Annotated in this window: 17 protein-coding genes; 4 read left to right on the top strand and 13 right to left on the bottom strand. The window is 64.1% G+C overall.

Going from position 1 to position 20,144, the window contains the following annotated elements; genetic code table 11:
• Positions 1–2 precede the first annotated feature (2 nt).
• Positions 3–1,340 (bottom strand): Na(+)-translocating NADH-quinone reductase subunit A, encoded by a 1,338-nt coding sequence (locus QMX85_RS15360; protein ID WP_282342252.1) that lies wholly within the window; start codon positions 1,338–1,340, stop codon positions 3–5.
• A 290-nt stretch (positions 1,341–1,630) separates the two neighbouring features.
• Complete coding sequence (locus tag QMX85_RS15355; protein WP_282342250.1) at positions 1,631–3,079, bottom strand: glyceraldehyde-3-phosphate dehydrogenase; 1,449 nt, start codon at positions 3,077–3,079, stop codon at positions 1,631–1,633.
• Positions 3,080–3,235: 156 nt separating this feature from the next.
• Here QMX85_RS15355 and mfd point away from each other — a divergent pair, with 156 nt between their 5' ends.
• Positions 3,236–6,679, top strand: a complete 3,444-nt coding sequence (gene mfd / locus QMX85_RS15350) for a transcription-repair coupling factor (RefSeq protein ID WP_282342248.1) — start codon at positions 3,236–3,238, stop codon at positions 6,677–6,679.
• Positions 6,680–6,726: 47 nt separating this feature from the next.
• Positions 6,727–7,242 carry a CsiV family protein gene (locus QMX85_RS15345; RefSeq protein WP_282342246.1) on the top strand — a complete coding sequence of 172 codons (516 nt, stop codon included), beginning with the start codon at positions 6,727–6,729 and terminating at the stop codon, positions 7,240–7,242.
• Positions 7,243–7,310: 68 nt separating this feature from the next.
• Here the strand turns inward: QMX85_RS15345 and QMX85_RS15340 are convergent, their stop codons facing one another.
• Genes QMX85_RS15340 through QMX85_RS15325 form a run of 4 tightly spaced genes read right to left on the bottom strand, consistent with a single transcriptional unit; the run spans position 7,311 to position 10,359 of the window.
• The gene (locus QMX85_RS15340) at positions 7,311–8,054 is read right to left on the bottom strand and encodes an S-methyl-5'-thioinosine phosphorylase (protein ID WP_282342245.1); all 744 of its coding nucleotides are present in this window, start codon (positions 8,052–8,054) and stop codon (positions 7,311–7,313) included.
• A 9-nt stretch (positions 8,055–8,063) separates the two neighbouring features.
• On the bottom strand, positions 8,064–9,062 hold the full coding sequence (gene nagZ, locus QMX85_RS15335; RefSeq protein ID WP_282342268.1) for a beta-N-acetylhexosaminidase: 999 nt from the start codon (positions 9,060–9,062) through the stop codon (positions 8,064–8,066).
• Positions 9,063–9,084: 22 nt separating this feature from the next.
• A complete protein-coding gene (locus QMX85_RS15330; protein WP_282342243.1) occupies positions 9,085–9,609 on the bottom strand; it encodes a L,D-transpeptidase in 525 nt (174 codons plus the stop codon).
• Positions 9,610–9,651: 42 nt separating this feature from the next.
• Positions 9,652–10,359, bottom strand: coding sequence for a TetR/AcrR family transcriptional regulator (locus QMX85_RS15325; protein WP_282342241.1), 708 nt, complete (start codon positions 10,357–10,359; stop codon positions 9,652–9,654).
• Positions 10,360–10,590: 231 nt separating this feature from the next.
• On the opposite strand from QMX85_RS15325, the gene lexA reads away from it, so the two are divergent.
• Together lexA and sulA are read left to right on the top strand one after the other, a co-directional pair.
• Positions 10,591–11,199 carry a transcriptional repressor LexA gene (lexA, locus tag QMX85_RS15320; protein WP_282342239.1) on the top strand — a complete coding sequence of 203 codons (609 nt, stop codon included), beginning with the start codon at positions 10,591–10,593 and terminating at the stop codon, positions 11,197–11,199.
• Between the two features lie 12 nt (positions 11,200–11,211).
• Positions 11,212–11,682 (top strand): SOS-induced cell division inhibitor SulA, encoded by a 471-nt coding sequence (gene sulA / locus QMX85_RS15315; RefSeq protein WP_282342238.1) that lies wholly within the window; start codon positions 11,212–11,214, stop codon positions 11,680–11,682.
• Between the two features lie 101 nt (positions 11,683–11,783).
• On the opposite strand, the gene QMX85_RS15310 is transcribed toward sulA, so the two are convergent.
• The 7 genes from QMX85_RS15310 to QMX85_RS15280 all read right to left on the bottom strand — a co-directional run bounded on the left by QMX85_RS15310 (position 11,784) and on the right by QMX85_RS15280 (position 20,142).
• Entirely contained in the window at positions 11,784–12,017 is a 234-nt protein-coding gene (locus QMX85_RS15310) for a hypothetical protein (RefSeq protein WP_090231356.1), read from the bottom strand.
• 296 nt (positions 12,018–12,313) lie between these two features.
• Entirely contained in the window at positions 12,314–12,838 is a 525-nt protein-coding gene (locus QMX85_RS15305) for a DUF6586 family protein (RefSeq protein ID WP_282342235.1), read from the bottom strand.
• A 106-nt stretch (positions 12,839–12,944) separates the two neighbouring features.
• Positions 12,945–15,566, bottom strand: coding sequence for a type I DNA topoisomerase (topA, locus tag QMX85_RS15300; RefSeq protein ID WP_282342233.1), 2,622 nt, complete (start codon positions 15,564–15,566; stop codon positions 12,945–12,947).
• Positions 15,567–15,685: 119 nt separating this feature from the next.
• Entirely contained in the window at positions 15,686–15,919 is a 234-nt protein-coding gene (locus QMX85_RS15295; protein ID WP_090231292.1) for a DUF1653 domain-containing protein, read from the bottom strand.
• Positions 15,920–16,009: 90 nt separating this feature from the next.
• A complete protein-coding gene (gene fadA, locus QMX85_RS15290) occupies positions 16,010–17,185 on the bottom strand; it encodes an acetyl-CoA C-acyltransferase FadA (protein WP_273233011.1) in 1,176 nt (391 codons plus the stop codon).
• A gap of 18 nt (positions 17,186–17,203) precedes the next feature.
• Positions 17,204–19,351, bottom strand: a complete 2,148-nt coding sequence (gene fadB, locus QMX85_RS15285; RefSeq protein ID WP_090231294.1) for a fatty acid oxidation complex subunit alpha FadB — start codon at positions 19,349–19,351, stop codon at positions 17,204–17,206.
• A gap of 356 nt (positions 19,352–19,707) precedes the next feature.
• On the bottom strand, positions 19,708–20,142 hold the full coding sequence (locus QMX85_RS15280; protein ID WP_282342227.1) for a hypothetical protein: 435 nt from the start codon (positions 20,140–20,142) through the stop codon (positions 19,708–19,710).
• Between the last annotated feature and the right edge of the window lie 2 nt (positions 20,143–20,144).

The following is a 20,144-nucleotide window of genomic DNA, read 5'->3' as shown; positions in this document are numbered from 1 at the left end:
GGTCAGCCCTCCTTCTCGATGCGTGTCAGATTATCCCGCAGAATCGGGCCGTACTCGTACTTGCCGGCGCAGACGTAGCTGCACAGGGCCAGGTCTTCTTCATCCAGCTCCAGACAGCCAAGCTTCTGTGCCATCTCGGTATCACCGACGATCAACGAACGCAGCAACTGGGTCGCGAGGATGTCCAGCGGCATCACCTGTTCGTAGTTGCCTACCGGCACCATCGCCCGCGCGCTACCGTTGGTCGAAGTGGTGAACGTGAATTTGCCACTCTTGAACAACCGCGAAACGAAGATATTCAGCACCGAATGGCGATCACGGCCCGGACGCAGGTAATGCAGCAGCTCGCGCTGATGCCCTTCGGCCAGGCAACTGATCTGGTGGTGATAGCGGCCGAGAAAGGCGAAGGCGCCGTGGGCCGTGCGCCCGCCAAACACCGAACCGGAGATCACCCGGCTGACACCAGGATGCAGCTCGCCAGCGGTCAGCTCGTCGAGGTTTGCGCCCAGGCGGGTCCGCAGCAACCGCGGCTGCTCCACGGCCGGGCCACCCAGCGCCACCACGCGCTCCGTCCACAGGCGGCCATCGACGAACAGCTTGCCGATGGCAATGACGTCCTGATAGCCCAGGCTCCAGACGCTCTTCGCGCTGCTCACCGGGTCGAGGAAGTGGATATGCGTGCCGGCCAGTCCAGCCGGGTGCGGACCGGCGAACACCTCTCCACGCACGCCGGGCAGGCTCTCGCCGGGCAACTCGGCACCCGGACGTTTGCACAGATGGACGCCGGCCAGACGGGTCAGAACGACCAGACCATTGGCGAACGCCTCGGGCTGCTCGCCGATCACCAGCAGCGGGTCTGCCGCCAGCGGATGGGTGTCGATGGCCGTGACGAAGATCGAATGCGGCGTCGCGTCGACTGCCGGCACCTTGCTGTACGGGCGGGTTCGCAATGCCGTCCACAAACCGGACTGCTGCAGCAAGCGACGCACTTCCGCGGGCTCGAGCTGCCCGAGCCGCTCGGCCGGATAGGCCTCGAAACGCACCGCATCGTCGCCCTCAACATCGATGACCACCGACTGCAGAACGCGCTTCTCACCACGATGAATGGCGCTGACCACACCAGCTGCCGGGGCGGTGAAACTCACGCCAGGCGATGCCTTGTCCGAAAACAGGACCTGGCCGAGTTGCACCCGGTCCCCAACCTGAACAGCCATGCTCGGCTTCAAGCCGTGATAGTCCGGACCTATCACAGCGACACTGCGTACCGGTCTAGCAGGCTCGATGCGCTGTACTGGCGCGCCACCGATGGGCAGCTCCAACCCTTTCTTTATCGTAATCATGGGAGGCCTGAATTCCATTTTTTTCAAAGCATTACACGCATCGCAGAACGTGCGTTAAAGCGCGGCTGACTCCCCATCGGCGATGGTGACGGTGGGGTTCCAGCCATTAAAAAGCGCCCGATGATAGCTTCGCTCTAACAAAGATGCCGAGAAGAAATGCTACAAAAGCCGCCGAATGGTGTTTTCGATCCTGTCGGAGAGCACGAAAAATCGACGACGGACGCAATTCCGGCTGCAGAAATGCAAAACGGGAGCCAAGGCTCCCGTTTTGTATCAGGCAAGGTGCTGTATCAGCGCGGGAACGCCGGCGGATTGACCCCGGCAATGTCTTCCATCACGCGAACGACCTGGCAGCTGTAGCCGAACTCGTTGTCGTACCAGACGTACAGGACGACACGGTTATCGCTGCAGATGGTGGCTTCGGCATCGACCACGCCGGCGTAGCGCGAACCGACGAAGTCGGTGGAAACCACTTCCGGCGAATTGACGAAGTCGATCTGGTTGTGCAGATCCGAATACAGCGCCATGTAGCGCAGGTACTCGTTCATCTCTTCGCGGCTGGTGCCCTTCTCCAGGTTCAGGTTGAGGATCGCCATGGAGACGTTCGGCGTCGGCACGCGGATCGCGTTGCCGGTCAGCTTGCCGGCCAGTTCCGGCAGCGCCTTGGCCGCAGCGGTGGCGGCACCGGTCTCGGTGATCACCATGTTCAGCGCGGCGCTGCGACCACGGCGGTTGCCCTTGTGGAAGTTGTCGATCAGGTTCTGGTCGTTGGTGTACGAGTGAACCGTTTCGACGTGGCCGTTGACGATGCCGAACTTGTCGTTGACCGCCTTGAGCACCGGCACGATGGCGTTGGTGGTGCAGGACGCCGCGGAGACGATCTTGTCGTCGTCGGTGATCTGGCCATGGTTGATGCCATGGACGACGTTCTTCAGCTTGCCTTTGCCTGGTGCGGTGAGCACCACGCGGTCCACGCCCGGGCACTTGAGGTGCTGGGACAGGCCCTCGGCATCGCGCCATTTGCCGGTGTTGTCGACCAGCAGCGCGTCCTGGATGCCATAGGCGGTGTAGTCGACGGTCGAGGGATCGTTGGAGTAGATCACCTTGATCAGGTTGCCGTTGACGTTGAGCGTGTTGTTCTCTTCGTCGACGATGATGGTGCCGTAGAACGAGCCGTGCACGGAGTCGCGGCGCAGCAGGCTGGCGCGCTTGGCGAGGTCGTTTTCGGCGCCCTTGCGAACGACGATGGCGCGCAGGCGCAGGCCTTCGCCGCCACCAGTCTTCTCGACCAGGATGCGTGCCAGCAGGCGACCGATGCGGCCGAAGCCGTAGAGAACCACGTCCTTGCCCTTGTGCGGGGTTTCATTCTGCTTGCCGATGACATCGGCGAGTTCTTCGCGGACGAACTGCTCGACGCTGCGGTCGCCTTTGCCGTCCTTGAATTTCGCGGCCATCTTGCCCAGATCGACCGAAGCGGCGCCCAGCTTAAGCTCGCTCATGGTCTTCAGGATCGGGAAGGTGTCATGGACCGAAAGTTCGGTCTCGTCTGCCTGGCGGTGGCGCGTGAAGCGATGCGCCTTGAGGATCTCGATGACCGAACGGTTGATCAGGCTGCGGCCATAGATGGAGATCACCACATTGTTGTTGCGGTAGAGCTGGCCGATCAGCGGAATCATGGTTTCCGCAAGAGCCTCACGATCGATCCATTCACCAAGACACTGGTCGGGCTTCTGATTCACGGGCAGTACCTTCCATATGTAGGGGCTGTAAAAAGGGGCTACATTATGCCGACGCTCAGATCGGCCGGCAATCGCAGCGACCATGACACTGACAGCCGTCGCCCCGGATAGTTACAATCCCTGCGCTCAACTTTCTCTCCGGAGCCAAGACCCCACGTGCCTGTATTGCGCCTCCCGCTTCTCCCGTCCGCCGCCGGCAAGCAGTACTGGGGCAACCTGCCTGGTGCCGCGCTCTCCCTGGCAATCGCCGAGGCCGCCAGCGCCGCCAAACGTTTCACCCTGCTGCTGACGAACGACAGCCAGAGCGCCGAACGCCTGCAGGAGGAACTGCGCTTCTTCGCCCCGCAACTGCCGGTGCTGCATTTTCCCGACTGGGAAACCCTGCCCTACGACCTGTTCTCGCCGCACCAGGACATCATTTCCCAGCGCATCGCCGCGCTCTATCGCCTGCCCGAGTTGCAGCACGGCGTCCTGGTAGTACCGATCACCACGGCCCTACATCGGCTGGCACCGACGCGCTTTCTGCTAGGCACCAGCCTGGTGATGGACGTCGGCCAGAAGCTCGACGTCGAGATGCTGCGCGCGCGCCTCGAAGCCGCCGGCTATCGCTACGTCGACACCGTCTACGAGCACGGCGAGTTCACCGTGCGCGGCGCGCTAATCGACCTGTTTCCGATGGGCAGCTCGCTGCCCTACCGCATCGATCTGTTCGATGACGAGATCGAGACGCTGCGCACCTTCGATCCGGAGACCCAGCGCTCGATCGACAAGGTCGAGTCGATCCGCCTGCTGCCGGCGCGCGAATTCCCGCTGGACAAGAAGGCCGTGACCGATTTCCGTGGTCGCTTCCGCGAGCGCTTCGACGTCGACTTCCGCCGCTGCCCGATCTATCAGGACCTGGCCAGCGGCATCACCCCGGCCGGCATCGAGTACTACATTCCGCTGTTCTTCGAGGAAACCGCGACACTGTTCGACTACCTGCCGCAGGACACCCAGGTGTTCTCGCTGCCGGGCATCGAGCAGGCCGCCGAGCAGTTCTGGAACGACGTGCGCAACCGCTACGAGGACCGCCGCGTCGACCCTGAGCGCCCCCTGCTGCCGCCGGCCGACGTGTTCCTGCCGGTGGAGGATTGCTTCGCCCGCCTGAAGAACTGGCCGCGGGTGGTCGCCGGCCAGCAGGATCTGGAAACCGGTGTCGGCCGCGAGCGTCTCCCCGCCTCGGCGCTGCCCGATCTGGCCATCGAGGCCAAAGCCAGCGAGCCGCTGGGCGCGCTGCGGCGCTTCCTCGACGAATTCTCCGGCCGCGTGCTGTTCACTGCCGAGACCGCCGGGCGCCGCGAGGTGCTGCTGGAACTGCTCGCGCGGCTCAAGCTGAAACCACAGCAGGTCGAGGGCTGGGCCGATTTCGTCGCCGGCGAGGAGCGCCTGGCGATCGCCATCGCGCCGCTGGACGAAGGCCTTCTGCTGGAGACGCCGGCGCTCGCGCTGGTCGCCGAAAGCCCGCTGTTCGGCCAGCGGATCATGCAGCGCCGGCGCCGCGACAAGCGGCAGCACGATGGCGACAATGTCATCAAGAACCTCACCGAACTGCGCGAGGGTGCGCCGGTCGTGCACATCGACCACGGCGTCGGCCGCTACCTCGGCCTGATCACCCTGGAGATCGAGGGCCAGGCCGCGGAATTCCTCGCCCTGCAGTACGCCGAGGAAGCCAAGCTCTACGTGCCGGTCGCCAGCCTGCACCTGATCGCCCGCTACACCGGTAGCGACGATGCCCTGGCGCCGTTGCACCGGCTCGGTTCGGAAACCTGGCAGAAGGCCAAGCGCAAGGCCGCCGAGCAGGTCCGCGACGTCGCCGCCGAACTGCTCGACATCTATGCCCGCCGCGCCGCCCGCGAAGGTTACGCATTCGACGATCCGAAGATGGATTACGAAACCTTCAGCGCCGGCTTCCCCTTCGAGGAGACGCCCGACCAGCAGACCGCCATCGAGGCGGTGCGCGAGGACATGCTGGCGCCCAAGCCGATGGATCGCCTGGTCTGTGGCGACGTCGGCTTCGGCAAGACCGAAGTGGCCATGCGCGCCGCCTTCATCGCCGTGCACAGCGGCCGTCAGGTGGCGGTTCTGGTGCCGACCACCCTGCTCGCCCAGCAGCACTACAACAGCTTCCGCGACCGCTTCGCCGACTGGCCGGTGAAGGTCGAGGTGATGAGCCGCTTCAAGTCGGCCAAGGAGGTCGGAGAGGCCGTGCAGCAGTTGGGCGAAGGCCAGGTGGACATCGTCATCGGCACGCACAAGCTGCTTTCCGAGGACGTCAAGTTCAAGAACCTCGGCCTGGTGATCATCGACGAGGAACACCGTTTCGGCGTGCGCCAGAAGGAACAGCTCAAGGCGCTGCGCAGCGAGGTGGACATCCTCACCCTCACCGCCACGCCGATCCCGCGCACGCTGAACATGGCGGTGGCCGGGATGCGCGACCTGTCGATCATCGCGACGCCGCCGGCGCGCCGGCTCTCCGTGCGGACCTTCGTCATGGAGCAGAACAAGCCGACGATCAAGGAAGCGCTGCTGCGCGAGCTGCTGCGTGGCGGCCAAGTCTACTACCTGCACAACGACGTGAAGACCATCGAGAAGTGCGCCGCCGATCTGGCCGAACTGGTGCCCGAGGCGCGCATCGGCATCGGCCACGGGCAGATGCACGAGCGCGAGCTGGAACAGGTGATGGGCGACTTCTACCACAAGCGCTTCAACGTGCTGGTGGCCTCGACCATCATCGAGACCGGCATCGACGTGCCCAATGCCAACACCATCATCATCGAGCGCGCCGACAAATTCGGCCTGGCCCAGCTGCACCAGTTGCGCGGGCGCGTCGGGCGCAGCCACCACCAGGCCTACGCCTACCTGCTCACGCCGCCGCGCAAGCAGATGACCGACGATGCGCAGAAGCGCCTGGAAGCCATCGCCAACGCCCAGGACCTCGGCGCGGGCTTCGTCCTGGCGACCCACGACCTGGAAATCCGCGGCGCCGGCGAACTGCTCGGCGACGGCCAGAGCGGGCAGATCCAGGCGGTCGGTTTCACCCTCTACATGGAAATGCTCGAGCGCGCGGTGAAAGCCATCCGCAAGGGTGAGCAGCCGAACCTCGACCAGCCGCTGGGCGGCGGCCCGGAGATCAACCTGCGTCTGCCGGCGCTGATCCCCGAGGATTATCTGCCCGACGTGCATGCGCGGCTGATCCTCTACAAACGCATCGCCAACGCCGCCGACGAGGATGGCCTGAAGGAGTTGCAGGTGGAGATGATCGACCGTTTCGGCCTGCTTCCGGAACCGACTAAGAACCTGGTGCGTCTGACGCTGCTGAAGCTGCAGGCCGAGAAGCTCGGGATCAAGAAGGTCGACGCCGGTCCGCAAGGCGGGCGCATCGAGTTCGCGGCAGACACCGCGGTCGATCCGCTGGTGTTGATCAAGCTGATCCAGAGCCAGCCCAAACGCTACAAGTTCGAAGGGGCCACCCTGTTCAAGTTCCAGGTACCGATGGAGCGACCGGAAGAGCGCTTCAACACCCTGGAGGCGCTGTTCGAGCGCCTCGCCCCGAACGCCTGAAGACCCGGCCCGCCGCATGCGGGCCTCTCGCCATGAAGGATTTCGCAATGCCGCTGCTTCGCCTGCTCCCGCTGCTGCTCGCCCTCCTCGCCCCGGCGGCCTTCGCCGACGGCACCTATCAGGTCGAGGTGATCTTGTTCCGCCAGGCGCCGGCGGTGGATGCCAGCCAACCGGCCCCGGACGACTGGGCGGCCGGAGCCACGCCACTGAGCAGCGAGGCCGCGCGTGCGCTGGATAGCCAGGCGGCCAAGCTGACCGCCGGCAAGGGCTACCAGGTGCTGATGCACAAGGCCTGGCAGCAGAACATCGGCGCGACCCCGAGCAAGGTGGCCGTGAGCGCCGGCAGCGAACAGCTTGGGCATTTCCCGGTCGAGGGCACCCTGAGCCTGTCGCAGGTGCGCTTCGTCGATGTCGAGGCGGATTTCTGGGTCAATCAGTTCGATGGGCAGAACCTGATCGCCGCCAGTGAACACCTCAAGCAGACCAGCCGGCTGAAGATCGGCGAACTGACCTACCTGGACCACTCCAGCCTGGGCCTGCTGGTGCGCGTCAGCCCGCTCTGATCGCCCTGCCGAGTGGCGCAACGAAAAAGGCCGATGCAGTGCATCGGCCTTTTCATTGCGGCACCGGCTCAGGCATCGCTCGCCAGCACCCGGCCGATCACCTCGCGCACGCGGTCGATGCTCTCGGCCAGCGCCGCCTCGATGTCGGCCATGGTGATGATCTCGACACTCTTTCCCGCCGCCGGATTCACCACCAGCGCCAGGCAGGCGTAGGGCAGCGCGAGTTCGCGCGAGAGGGCGGCTTCAGGCATTCCGGTCATGCCGACCAGATCGCAACCGTCGCGCTCCATGCGCAGTATTTCGCCCGCGGTTTCCAGGCGTGGCCCCTGGGTGCAGCCGTAGACGCCAAGGTTGCTGTACGCGTATCCGCTGGCCTGCAGCGCCTCCAGTAGCCGCATGCGCAGCAGCTCATCGTAGGGATTGCTGAAATCGATGTGGGTCACCGGTTGCGGTTCGCCATCGAAGAAGGTGTGCTCGCGGCCCCAGGTGTAGTCGATCAGCTGATGCGGCACGCACAGGTGCCCGGTACCCATGCCGGGGTTGATGCCCCCCACCGCGTTGACCGCGATGATCGCCTCGGCGCCGGCCTGCTTGAGCGCCCACAGGTTGGCCCGGTAGTTCACCTTGTGCGGCGGCAGCCGGTGCGGATGCCCGTGGCGGGCGAGGAACAGCACCTCCCGACCGCCATACTCGCCGCGCAGGACCGGCGCCGAGGCCGCGCCGTAGGGCGTCTGTTCATCCAGCGACACGCTCAGGTCGAGGCCCTCGAGCTGGGTCAGGCCAGTTCCACCGATGATGGCGTAAACGGTCATGCGTGCTCCTTAGTCGATCAATTGGGCGCTGCGCAACGCGGCGGTAGCCTGCAACCAGCGCGGGTGCTGGCGATAGCTGGTATCGGGCCAGCTGCGCGCGCGCGTCCGCGAAAGGTTGCCCGGCCGGCCGACGCGCAGACGTTGCAGACGGCTCAGCGCCAGCTCGGCAGCCGCGCGGTCATTGCATACGAGCCCCATGTCGCAACCGGCGTTCAATGCCGCCTCGATGCGCTCGCCGGCATCGCCGACCACATGCGCACCGGCCATCGACAGGTCGTCGCTGAAAATTACTCCGGAGAACCCCAGTTCGCCGCGCAGGATGTCCTGCAACCAGCGCCGGGAGAAGCCGGCCGGCTGCGCATCGACCTGGGGGTAGATGACGTGTGCCGGCATCATCCCGTCCAGCTCACCGGCCAACCGCGCGAACGGCTGCAGATCGCAGGCGCGGATCTGTTCGAGGCTGCGTTCGTCGATCGGGATCGCCACATGGGAATCCGCTTCGGCCCAACCGTGCCCGGGGAAATGCTTTCCGGTGGCGGCCATCCCGGCTGCGCGCAGGCCGCGAATGAACGCGCCGGCGAGGTCCGCGGCGCGCAGCGGATCGCTCTCGAACGCGCGTGCACCGATCACCTGGCTGCGCTGGTGATCCAGATCGAGCACCGGAGCGAAACTGATATCCAGCCCCACCGCCAGCACTTCGGTCGCCATCAACCAGCCACAGTGCTCGGCAAGCGCTTCGGCATCCGCCTGCGCAGCCAGCGCACGCATCGCCGGCAGCCGTACGAAACCCTCACGCAGGCGCTGGACGCGGCCGCCTTCCTGGTCGACGGCGAGGATCAGATCGGGACGAAGGGCGCGAATCGAGCGACTCAGCTCGAGCACCTGACGCGGGTGCTCGATGTTGCGGGCGAAGATGATCAGGCCGCCGACCTCCGGCTGACGCAGCAACTGGCGGTCCTCGGCAGTCAGCCAGTAGCCGCCGACATCGAGCATCAGCGAACCTTGCAGGGTAATGGTCACGGGAAAATCCTTAATCGAGCTCGGCCGACATCCACTCGGGACGGGCAGCCTCTTCGATACGAACGGGGCAATGCAGCGGCACACGCGGATACAGCGCCAGCAGGTCGCTGTTGCGCAGCCTTATGCAGCCATGGGAACCGGGCACACCGAGGACGACGCTGTCCGGTGTGCCGTGCAGATAGATGTAGCGGCGGAAGGTATCGACCGGCCCCAGGCGGTTGAAGCCCGGCTCGCAGCCGGACAACCAGAGAATCCGCGTGAGAATCCAGTCACGCCCGGGGAACTGCTCATGCAGCTCCGCCGACCAGATCTCGCCGGTCCAGCGTCGGCCCCGCAATACCGCACCGAGGGGCAGACCGTCCCCAATCCTGGCGCGAACCTGGTGCAGGCCGCGCGGCGTGCAATTGGAGCCGTTGCGCTCGCCGGCGCCATTGGCAGCGGTGGAAACCGGCAGACGCAGCACGAGACGCCCTTCGGCAAACCCGAAGAGCGTCTGATCGTCGATGGAGATGTGCAGCAGATCGAGGTTTGGCATGCGCGCTAGCTTAGCCGATCGGCCCTCGCCCGCCCACCGCGGTCAGGCCTGAGCGGAGAGCGCCGCGGTCTTGGTACGCGGGCGCATCTGCGCGGCAGCCAGGGCTTCGTCGGAGATACCGGTTTCCGCGCGCATGCCCGCGGCGAGGAACGGCACCATCATGCGCATGACCTGCTCGATCGAGGTATTCACCGCGAAATCGGCTTCGGCCATCGCCCGCAAGGCCTTGATCCCCGACATGCTGAACGCGGCGGCGCCCAGCATGAAGTGCACGCGCCAGAACAGTTCCAGCGGCGGAATCCGCGGCGCGGTCTCGTTGACCAGCTGCATGTAACGGCGGAAGACCTTGCCGTATACCTCTTCCAGATACTTGCGCAGGTGGCCCTGGCTCTGGCTGAACGCAAGACCGAGCAGACGCATGAATATGGAGAGGTCGTTGCCGCTGCGGGGCTTGACCGCAAGCGCCTGATCGACCAGCAGTTCGAGAAGCTCCTCGAGGCTGGCCTTCTCTTCAGGCTTGGTCTGGCGTCGCTCCAGCTCGCGCTCGAGGCTGCTGCAGAAGGGACCGAGGAAACGCGAGAAGACCGCCTGGATCAGCGCCTTCTTAGAGCCGAAGTGATAGTTCACCGCGGCCAGGTTGACGCCCGCTTTACTGGTGATGAGCCGCAGGGACGTTTCGGCGAAGCCCTTTTCTGCAAAAAGCTGTTCCGCGGCATCGAGGATGCGTTCAACGGTTTCGGACTGGGCCATGATTCAAATCGCCTGACAAACACTTGTTTGAAACATACGTTTTCAGCCCGTCCACTGTCAAGTCGCATCGCGCCTGGCCTGACGCGCCGGTCACATTTGGCCGTGCCCGTCGCGCTTTTGCAATATCCAGGCATCGCCAGGCGGGCTCGACAGGGATGCAAATGAAAGATTGCCACAGGGGATTCACTGTATATAATTCCAGTCACTGTACAAAAACCCAGAGCGCTGACCATGCTGAAACTGACGCCACGCCAAGCCGAGATCCTCGCTTTCATCAAGCAGTGCCTGGAAGACAACGGCTACCCGCCGACTCGCGCGGAAATCGCCCAGGCCCTGGGCTTCAAGTCGCCAAACGCCGCCGAGGAACATCTCAAGGCGCTGGCCCGCAAGGGCGCGATCGAAATGACGCCGGGTGCCTCGCGCGGCATCCGCATTCCCGGCAGCGAAGCCGTGGCGGACGAAGACTCGCTGCCGATCATCGGTCGCGTTGCCGCCGGGGCTCCGATACTCGCCGAACAGAACGTCGAGGAGTCCTGCAAGATCAACCCGGCCTTCTTCCACCCGCGCGCCGACTACCTGCTGCGCGTGCACGGAATGAGCATGAAGGACATCGGCATCCTCGACGGCGACCTGCTGGCCGTGCACACGGTTCGCGAAGCGCGCAATGGCCAGGTGGTCGTTGCGCGGCTGGATGACGAGGTCACCGTCAAACGCTTCAAGCGCCAGGGCAACAAGGTCTGGTTGATCGCGGAAAACCCCGACTTCGCGCCCATCGAAGTGGATCTCGAACAACAGAGCCTGGTGATCGAAGGCTTGAGTGTCGGCGTCATTCGCCGCTAAAGGAGACGTTCCATGCAGTTCCCGCAGACGCTTGACCTCCCGCAACTGCCGCTGTTCGAGGCGTTTCTCGCACAGCCGGCCATCCCCCTGCTGACCCAGGCGCTGGATTCCCCCTGGTTGGACGAAGCGGAAGCCTTCAGCGAGATATCGCTGCGCGGAGCTGCCAATCACTGCCTCAACCTGCTGGCGCCGATGCTGCGCGAACTCAGCGAGGAGACCGACGCACGCTGGCTCACGCTGATCGCACCGCCTGGCAGCCTCACGCAAGCCTGGCTGCGCGATGCGGGGCTCAACCGCGAACGGATTCTGCTGCTCCAGCCACGCGGCGAGCAGAGCGCGCTGGAGTTGACCTGCGAGGCTCTGCGTCTGGGGCGCAGTCATACCGTGGTCAGTTGGCTCCAGCTGGACCGTTCGGCGCGCGCGAGCCTTGCTGCTGCGGCTCGCCAAGGTGGCGCGCAGAGCCTGAACATTCGTCTGGGTTGAGGTTTCGCCGACACAGGGACGTGTCGTGATCCGACGTACTCGCTTAACTGCCGGCGCCCGCTTAGGCAGCTTCTACCAAAACCGAACAGCGCTCGCCCTTCTCAATGAAGAACGCGGGGCTCTTGGTCTCGCTCGAAATCCCCTTCGGCCATCTTCCCGGCCATTTGCACGCCAACATTCAGCATCGCCTTGGCCACTTCCACGTGGTGGCCCTGCAGGAACGCTTTGGCATCCTCGGAGAAATCCAGAACCACCAGCGCCTCCTCATCCTCGGCGCGGCGCAGCGCAATGCGCCCATCGGGCAGTTCGACGATTTCCAGGAAGGAGGTAGGCATGAAAGGGGTCTCGATGGAAGGCGCGTCATTGTAGCAGTGGAAACCATGGCTCCCTAGTGCTAAGGCGACGTTCATCACGCCCGTACCTGCAGTTATGGCTTGTAGATGACCGCCGCTCATTGCGCTCAAGCGGGGCCCCGATCGCCGCCGCCTACAGGAACCGTTAAGTACCGCAAGCCTCGACTCCAGTGCTGAGCCCACGATAACAGACCTGACCGCTTGCCAGCAGCAGAGCGGTGCGCACCCGCTTCCGGAACCCCGTCTGCTCGACGGCGCAGATGCCCTACCGGCTTACCTCAGCTTTCGGTGAGGCTGGCACGAAAGCGCAAGGCGAGTAGCTTGAGTTGCTGGCGCCAGGCTTCCAATTCCTCGCGAGGCAGCGCCGGCTCGGGTTCTTCCTCATCCAGCGTGACCGCCTGGATCAGGGGAGTCGACGGATCGACCTTGGCTTTGCGAGGCGCCTCCGGTGGCCGGAACAGTTGCGCGTAGGCCGCCAATAACTGGCCAAGCCAGGTCTCCGGGTACTGCGCCATTTCCACCAGCTCGGCCATTTCCGGGCTCGGCGCAGCCTCAAGAAGCGCGCGATCGAGCAGCGTCTCCGCACGCGGAGCCTGGGCGTTCGGCAGGCGATAGAACCCTGCAATCTCGTGGCATAGGCCGAGCAAGGCGCCATACAGATGGAACAGCGCCGCTTCACGCTCGGCCTGGATCAGCGCCAGCGCGTTCATCACGCCGCCTTCTTCGGCCTTGCGCCATCCGTCCAGCGCCAGTCCGGCGAAGTAGACTTTCTGGTTGGTGCGGGTATAGAGCTCATGGGACATGCTGCTGCTCCACGCTGGCGCCGGCGAACAACGAGCCGGCGAATGGGACCACGCTAGCGCTGCGCAGGCGCGTGGGCAATCGCCCGCGCGCCCGAAGGCAAGGGCATCAGCGTTTGTCTTCGACCTTCCACTTGCCGCCGTCGTAGAACGCGCGCCAGCCGGTCGGCTTGCCGTCGACTTCCGACTGCACGTACTGCTCCTTGGTCTTGCGGCTGAACCGGATCACTGCCGGACGGCCTTCGGGGTCCTTCGTCGGTGCATCGAGAATGAAGTGATACTTCTCGTCCAGTTCATCCTTGTGCGGGATCAGCTCCAGCACCAGAGGCGCGCGGGTTTCGCGGTTCTTCGGGAACTGGCTGGCGGCGAGGAACAGGCCCGAAGCGCCATCACGCAGCACGTAGGTGTCGTTCACCTTCTCGCACTTGAGCTCCGGCATCTTGATCGGATCGATCTTGGGCGGCGCGGCCTCACCGCTCTTGAGCAGCTTGCGGGTATTCTTGCAGGTCGGATTGGTGCAACCGAAGAACTTGCCGAAACGGCCGGTCTTCAACTGCATCTCGCTGCCGCACTTGTCGCATTCCAGGCTCGGGCCTTCGTAGCCCTTGATCCGATAGGTGCCCTGCTCGATCTCGTAACCGGTGCAATCCGGATTGTTGCCGCAGATGTGCAGCTTGCGGTGCTCGTCCAGCAGGTACGCGTCCATTGCCGTGCTGCAGATCGGGCAGCGGTGCTTGCCTCGCAACACGCGGGACTCGGACTCACCCTCGTCATCCTCGGCGATCTCGTCGCCGGGGATCAGGTTCAAGGTCGCCTTGCAGCGTTCCTTCGGCGGCAGGCTGTAACCGGAGCAACCGAGGAACACCCCGGTGGACGCGGTGCGGATCATCATCGGACGGCCACACAGCTGGCAGGGAATGTCGGTCGGCGTCGGCTGGTTGGCACGCATGCCGCCGGCCTCGCTCTTGCCACCGGTCTCGGCCGCTTCGAGCTTGTGCTTGAAGTCGCCGTAGAACTCGTCGAGCACGTTCTTCCAGTCGCGTTCGCCCTGCGCCACGTCATCGAGGTTCTCCTCCATGCCGGCGGTGAAGCCGTAGTCCATCAGGTTGGAGAAACTCTCGGACAGCCGGTCGGTGACGATGTCGCCCATCTTCTCGGAATAGAAACGGCGGTTGTGCACGGTGACGTAACCGCGGTCCTGGATGGTCGAGATGATCGCGGCATAGGTGGATGGACGGCCGATCCCGCGTTTTTCCAACTCCTTGACCAGGCTGGCTTCGGAGAAGCGCGCCGGCGGCTTGGTGAAGTGCTGACTGGGGTCGAGCTTGACCAGTTTCAGCGCCTCGCCTTCCTTCATGTCCGGCAACACGGCGTCTTCGCCGGGCTTGCTCTGCTGCGGTTGCACGCGGGTGTAACCGTCGAACTTGAGGATGCGACCCTTGGCGCGCAGCTCGAAGTCACCGGCCTTGACGCTAACGGTGGTCGACAGGTATTCCGCGGGCGGCATCTGGCAGGCCACGAACTGGCGCCAAATGAGGTCGTACAGGCGCTCGGCGTCGCGTTCCATGCCGGAGAGCTGGGTCGGGCGCATGTTCACGTCGGAAGGACGAATCGCTTCGTGCGCCTCCTGGGCGCCCTCCTTGCTCGAATAGGAATTCGGCTTGGCGGGCAGGTACTTGGCGCCGAACTCGCCGTCGATGAAACCACGCACCATCTCGATGGCGTCGTTCGACAGGTTGGTGGAGTCGGTACGCATGTAGGTGATGTAGCCCGCCTCGTAGAGACGCTGGGCCATCATCATCGTTTTCTTCACGCCGAAGCCGAGGCGGTTGCTGGCCGCCTGCTGCAGGGTCGAGGTGATGAACGGGGCCGTCGGCTTGCTGCTCGTCGGCTTGTCCTCGCGCTTGATCACGCTGTAGCTGGAAGACTTGAGCTTGGCCACGGCGGCCATCGCCTGCGCCTCGTTGACCGGCTTGAAGGCTTCGCCCTTCTCGCGAGCGACCTCGAAGCGGACCTTGGCATCCTTGGCGGTACCGAGGTCGGCATGGATTTCCCAGTATTCCTCGGGAACGAAGGCGCGGATTTCACGCTCGCGCTCCACCACCAGCTTCACCGCCACCGACTGCACGCGCCCGGCGGACAGGCCACGGGCGATCTTCGCCCAGAGCAGCGGCGAGACCATGTAGCCCACCACGCGATCGAGGAAGCGCCGCGCCTGCTGGGCATTGACGCGGTCGATGTCCAGTTCGCCAGGCTTGGAGAAGGCTTCCTGGATCGCCTTCTTGGTGATTTCGTTGAACACCACGCGCTTGTAGCGGCTGTCGTCGCCGCCGATGGCTTCGCGCAGGTGCCAGGCGATGGCTTCCCCCTCGCGGTCCAAGTCGGTTGCGAGATAGATGGTGTCGGCATCCTTGGCGAGACGGCGCAGCTCTTCGATCACCTTCTCCTTGCCGGGAAGGATTTCGTACTTGGCTTTCCAGCCGTGCTCCGGGTCGACGCCCATGCGGGTGAACAACTGGCGCTTGGCTTTTTCCTTGGGCGACAGCGCGGGCGCTTCGGCCGCGGCGGCCTTGCCGCGCTTGGCCGGCTCCTTGGCGGCATTCCCCGAACCACTGGTGGGCAGGTCACGGATGTGGCCGATGCTCGACTTCACCACGTACTGGTTGCCCAGGTACTTGTTGATGGTCTTGGCCTTGGCCGGGGATTCCACGATGACCAGCGATTTGCCCATGGATCGGAAAATTCCTGAATTGGATGAGTAAAAAACGAGGGGGCCGCCGTTGCGGCACCGCTATATATAGTGGCGAGAGAGCCAAGGTCAAGCGCCGGTCTTGCTCGGCGCTTCGCTTGCTAAAGCTCGAAAGAGGCTGCGTCGGCGCGAATCAGCGCGAAGCGCGGAACCTGTTCGCCGTCCACGTCGACCGTCTCGCAGAACAGGCTCAGGGGGCGTACCCAGAAGCCGAACTCGCCGTACAGCGCCTGGTACACGACCATCTCCTCTTCCGTTTCGGAATGCCGCGCGACACCGATCACTCGGTACTCGGGCCCCTTGTAATGACGGTACAGGCCGGGTTGTAGAGTCATGTCGCCTCGCTGCTCGATCAGCACGGAAAAACCGCAGCCGAGAAAATAAAAAGCCGGGGCACCTGGCCCCGGCTTCACGTGCCGAGCGAGTTAGACGCGTTCGAACACGGTGGTGATGCCCTGACCAAGGCCGATGCACATGGTAGACACACCGAAGGTACCGCCGTTCTGTTTCATTACGTTCAACAGGGTGCCGGAAATCCGCGCACCGGAACAGCCGAACGGGTGACCGAGGGCGATGGCACCGCCATGCAGGTTGACCTTCTGCTCCATCTTGTCGAGGAGTTTCAGGTCCTTGAGCACCGGCAGCGCCTGGGCCGCGAAGGCCTCGTTGAGTTCGACGAAATCGATGTCGTCCATACTCAGGCCAGCACGCGCCAGCGCCTTCTTGGTCGCCGGAACCGGGCCGTAGCCCATGATCGCCGGATCCACGCCCGCCACCGCCATCGCACGCACTACCGCCAGCGGCTGGATGCCGAGGTCCTGCGCGCGCTGGGCCGACATGACGATCATGCAGGATGCGCCGTCGGTGATCTGCGAGGACGTCCCCGCGGTCACGGTACCGCCTTTCGGGTTGAACGCCGGCTTCAGCGCCGCCAGGCTTTCCAGGGTGGTCTCCGGACGAATGGTTTCGTCGTAATCGAAGACTTTCAGGAAGCCGTTCTCGTCGTAGCCCTGCATCGGGATGATCTCATCCTTGAACTTGCCTTCGACGGTGGCCTTGTGGGCCAGCTGGTGCGAACGCACACCGAACTGGTCCTGGGCTTCGCGGCTGATGCCGTGCATCTTGCCGAGCATTTCGGCAGTCAGGCCCATCATCCCCGAGGCCTTGGCGGCATACAGGGACAGGTGCGGGTTCGGGTCTACGCCGTGCATCATGCCGACGTGGCCCATGTGCTCCACGCCGCCGACGACGAAGACGTCGCCGTTGCCGGTCTGAATCGCCTGCACGGCGGTGTGCAGCGCGCTCATCGACGAACCGCACAGGCGGCTGACGGTCTGCCCGGCACTGGTGTGCGGGATCTGGGTCATCAGCGAGGCCATGCGCGCGATGTTCCAGCCCTGCTCCAGGGTCTGGTTGACGCAGCCCCAGATCACGTCCTCGACTTCGGCCGGATCGACCTTGCCATTACGTTCCAGCAACTTGCTGATCAGGTGCGCGGACATGTCTTCGGCGCGGGTGTTGCGGTGCATGCCACCCTTGGATCGGCCCATCGGCGTGCGGCCGAAGTCGACAATGACGGCGTCTCTCGGATTCAGGCTCATAAATAGTCTCTCGCTCTCTTAACCAAAGAACTTCTGGCCGCTCTTGGCCATTTCGCGAAGCTTTTCAGTCGGGTGATACAGCGGACCCAGGTCGGCGTACTTGTCGGCCAGCGCGACGAATTCGGCGACACCGATGGAATCGACATAGCGCAGCGCGCCCCCACGGAAGGGCGGGAAGCCGATGCCGTAGATCAGGCCCATGTCGGCCTCGGCGGCGGTTTCGACGATGCCGTCTTCCAGGCAGCGCACGGTCTCCAGGCACAGCGGGATCATCATGAAGTTGACGATGTCCTCGTCGGTCACTTCACGCTGCTCGGTAACGATCGGCTTGAGGATTTCGTAAGCCTGCGGGTCGACGACCTTCTTCGGCTTGCCCTTCTTGTCGGTCTCGTAGGCGTAGAAGCCCTTGCCGTTCTTCTGGCCGAGGCGATTGGCTTCGTACATGACGTCGACGGCGGTCTTGCCTTCCACCGCCATGCGGTCCGGGAAACCCTCGGCCATCACGTCGCGGCCGTGGTGGCCGGTGTCGATGCCGACCACGTCGGAGAGGTACGCCGGGCCCATCGGCCAGCCGAACTTCTCCATCACCTTGTCGATGCGGACGAAATCGACGCCGAAGCTGAGCAGCTTGGCGAAACCGCCGAAGTACGGGAACAGCACGCGGTTGACCAGGAAGCCCGGGCAGTCGTTGACCACGATCGGGCTCTTGCCCATCTTCTTGGCGTAGGCGACGGTGGTGGCGATGGCCGTTTCACCGGTCTTCTCGCCACGGATCACTTCCACCAGCGGCATCATGTGCACCGGGTTGAAGAAGTGCATGCCGCAGAAGTTCTCGGGGCGCTTGAGCGCCTGGGCCAGCAGGCTGATGGAGATGGTCGAGGTGTTCGACGCGATGATCGCGTCTTCCTTGACCTGGCCTTCCACTTCGGCGAGCACGGACTGCTTGATCTTCGGGTTCTCGACCACGGCCTCGACGACGATGTCGACGTTGCCGAAGTCGCCGTAGGACAGGGTCGGACGGATGGCGCTCAGCGCGGTAGCCATCTTCGCCGGCGTCAGACGGCCCTTCTCGACCTGCTTGCCGAGCAGCTTCGAGGCCTCACCCAGACCGAGCTGAATGGCTTCCTCGCGGATGTCCTTCATCAGGATCGGCGTGCCTTTGGACGCCGACTGGTAGGCGATGCCGCCGCCCATGATGCCGGCGCCGAGTACGGCGGCCAGTTTCACGTCCTTGGCGACTTCGTCGTACTGCTTGGCTTTCTTCTTCAGTTCCTGATCGTTCAGGAACAGGCCGATGAGGCTCGCGGCAACCGGCGTCTTGGCCAGTTTGACGAAGCCGGCGGCCTCGACTTCCAGCGCCTTCTCGCGACCGAAGTTCGCGGCCTTCTGGATGGTCTTGATCGCCTCGACCGGCGCCGGGTAGTTCGGGCCGGCCTGGCCGGCGACGAAACCCTTGGCGGTTTCGAAGGCCATCATCTGCTCGATGGCGTTGAGCTTGATCTTCTCGAGCTTGGGTTGACGCTTGGCCTTGAAGTCCAGCTCGCCGGAGATGGCTCGCTTGACCAGGTCCAGAGCCGCTTCCTTGAGCTTGTCGGCCTTGACCACGGCGTCGACGGCGCCGACCTTCAGCGCGTCTTCGGCACGGTTTTCCTTGCCCGAGGCGATCCACTCGATGGCGTTGTCGGTGCCGACGATGCGCGGCAGGCGCACGGTGCCGCCGAAGCCTGGGTAGATGCCCAGCTTGACTTCCGGCAGGCCGATCTTCGCGGTCTCGGAGGCGACGCGGTAGTCGGCGGCCAGGCACATTTCCAGGCCGCCGCCGAGGGCGATGCCGTTGATGGCGACGACGGTCGGCACCGCGAGGTCTTCGAAATCGCTGAAGATCTTGTTGGCTTCGAGGTTGCCGGCAATCAGCTCCTCGTCGGACAACTTGAAGTTGTCGACGAACTCGGTGATGTCGGCGCCGACGATGAACACGTCCTTGCCGCTGGTGACGACGACGCCCTTGATCGAGCCGTCTGCCTTGATGGCGTCCACGGACTGGCGCAATTCGCTCAGCGTGACGCGGTTGAATTTGTTGACGGACTCACCCTTGAGGTCGAAATTCAATTCGACGATGCCACCCTCAAGAGCCTTAACCGTGATGGCTTTACCTTCGTAAATCATCAACTGATCTCCACGAAATGGAAGCTGAACAGTACACATCGGACACCGACACTGGATTTCCCGCGGCTTGGCCGTCGAGTGAAATCCGACGCTGCTGGCACACCCTCCGACGCGATCTTCGGGTTGTTGTTCTAGAGCGCCGCAAGGCAAACGCTCAATTCATACGCCCGTTTGATTTGGGTAGCACACCTTCTCGGAAAAGCGTGTGCTTGTCAATTGGCTATCGGTTTGACCGCCGCCGCCAGACTTTTGCTGGGCGATAGCTCGCCGCACACCCTCTGCTACGGTGGCACGCAGAGCGTAGAAGATCGGGGAAGAGGCCGCGAACAGGTTCGGCGAAGAGAAGAAATCGGCCGTCAGGCCAGGGCGTCCAAGACCGCCGCGAGCCGGTTCAGCTCCTCACCACCGCCGCGCTCGCCCCAGCAGATACCGATCATCTGCACGCCCGCCTCGATCCGGTAGGCATCCGCAGGCAAGCTGGCGAACTGCGCGAGCAGTCGCTCGTCCTTGCAGGGCTCACGCCACTGGTTCAACCATTCACCAGATGGGTTCTGCCAGTACGACCAGGTATCGCTGCGCCCGGGACGGCGGGCACGGTGATACTGTGCGCACGGACTTGGCGGCGTGCGCTCCAGCCAGTGCGGCCAGTCCTGCCGCGACAGGTTCATGGCGAGCCCGCGGCGCCGGGCAGCCAGGCGAACGTCCATCTGCCCGCGCTGACGGTGCGAAGGCAGCAGCCACACCAGCGGGCTGAGCAGCACGGCAAGCAGCAATATGATCCACAGCGTCACAA

Source organism: Pseudomonas sp. PS02288 (genome assembly GCF_029959715.1).
In the GTDB taxonomy this organism is placed as follows: domain Bacteria; phylum Pseudomonadota; class Gammaproteobacteria; order Pseudomonadales; family Pseudomonadaceae; genus Pseudomonas_O; species Pseudomonas_O kuykendallii.
Note: the sequence above shows the minus strand (reverse complement) of the source record. Positions and strands in the feature narration are given on the sequence as shown.

What these genes read in the sequence shown, in the direction of transcription:
- QMX85_RS15325 (WP_282342241.1), bottom strand. Translation starts at nt 10,359, where the DNA reads ATGGCCCAGTCCGAAACCGTTGAACGCATCCTCGATGCCGCGGAACAG.
- lexA (WP_282342239.1), top strand. Translation starts at nt 10,591, where the DNA reads ATGCTGAAACTGACGCCACGCCAAGCCGAGATCCTCGCTTTCATCAAG.
- QMX85_RS15340 (WP_282342245.1), bottom strand. Translation starts at nt 8,054, where the DNA reads ATGACCGTTTACGCCATCATCGGTGGAACTGGCCTGACCCAGCTCGAG.
- QMX85_RS15330 (WP_282342243.1), bottom strand. Translation starts at nt 9,609, where the DNA reads ATGCCAAACCTCGATCTGCTGCACATCTCCATCGACGATCAGACGCTC.
- QMX85_RS15310 (WP_090231356.1), bottom strand. Translation starts at nt 12,017, where the DNA reads ATGCCTACCTCCTTCCTGGAAATCGTCGAACTGCCCGATGGGCGCATT.
- fadA (WP_273233011.1), bottom strand. Translation starts at nt 17,185, where the DNA reads ATGAGCCTGAATCCGAGAGACGCCGTCATTGTCGACTTCGGCCGCACG.
- QMX85_RS15295 (WP_090231292.1), bottom strand. Translation starts at nt 15,919, where the DNA reads ATGACTCTACAACCCGGCCTGTACCGTCATTACAAGGGGCCCGAGTAC.
- fadB (WP_090231294.1), bottom strand. Translation starts at nt 19,351, where the DNA reads ATGATTTACGAAGGTAAAGCCATCACGGTTAAGGCTCTTGAGGGTGGC.
- topA (WP_282342233.1), bottom strand. Translation starts at nt 15,566, where the DNA reads ATGGGCAAATCGCTGGTCATCGTGGAATCCCCGGCCAAGGCCAAGACC.
- QMX85_RS15345 (WP_282342246.1), top strand. Translation starts at nt 6,727, where the DNA reads ATGCCGCTGCTTCGCCTGCTCCCGCTGCTGCTCGCCCTCCTCGCCCCG.
- QMX85_RS15360 (WP_282342252.1), bottom strand. Translation starts at nt 1,340, where the DNA reads ATGATTACGATAAAGAAAGGGTTGGAGCTGCCCATCGGTGGCGCGCCA.
- sulA (WP_282342238.1), top strand. Translation starts at nt 11,212, where the DNA reads ATGCAGTTCCCGCAGACGCTTGACCTCCCGCAACTGCCGCTGTTCGAG.
- QMX85_RS15305 (WP_282342235.1), bottom strand. Translation starts at nt 12,838, where the DNA reads ATGTCCCATGAGCTCTATACCCGCACCAACCAGAAAGTCTACTTCGCC.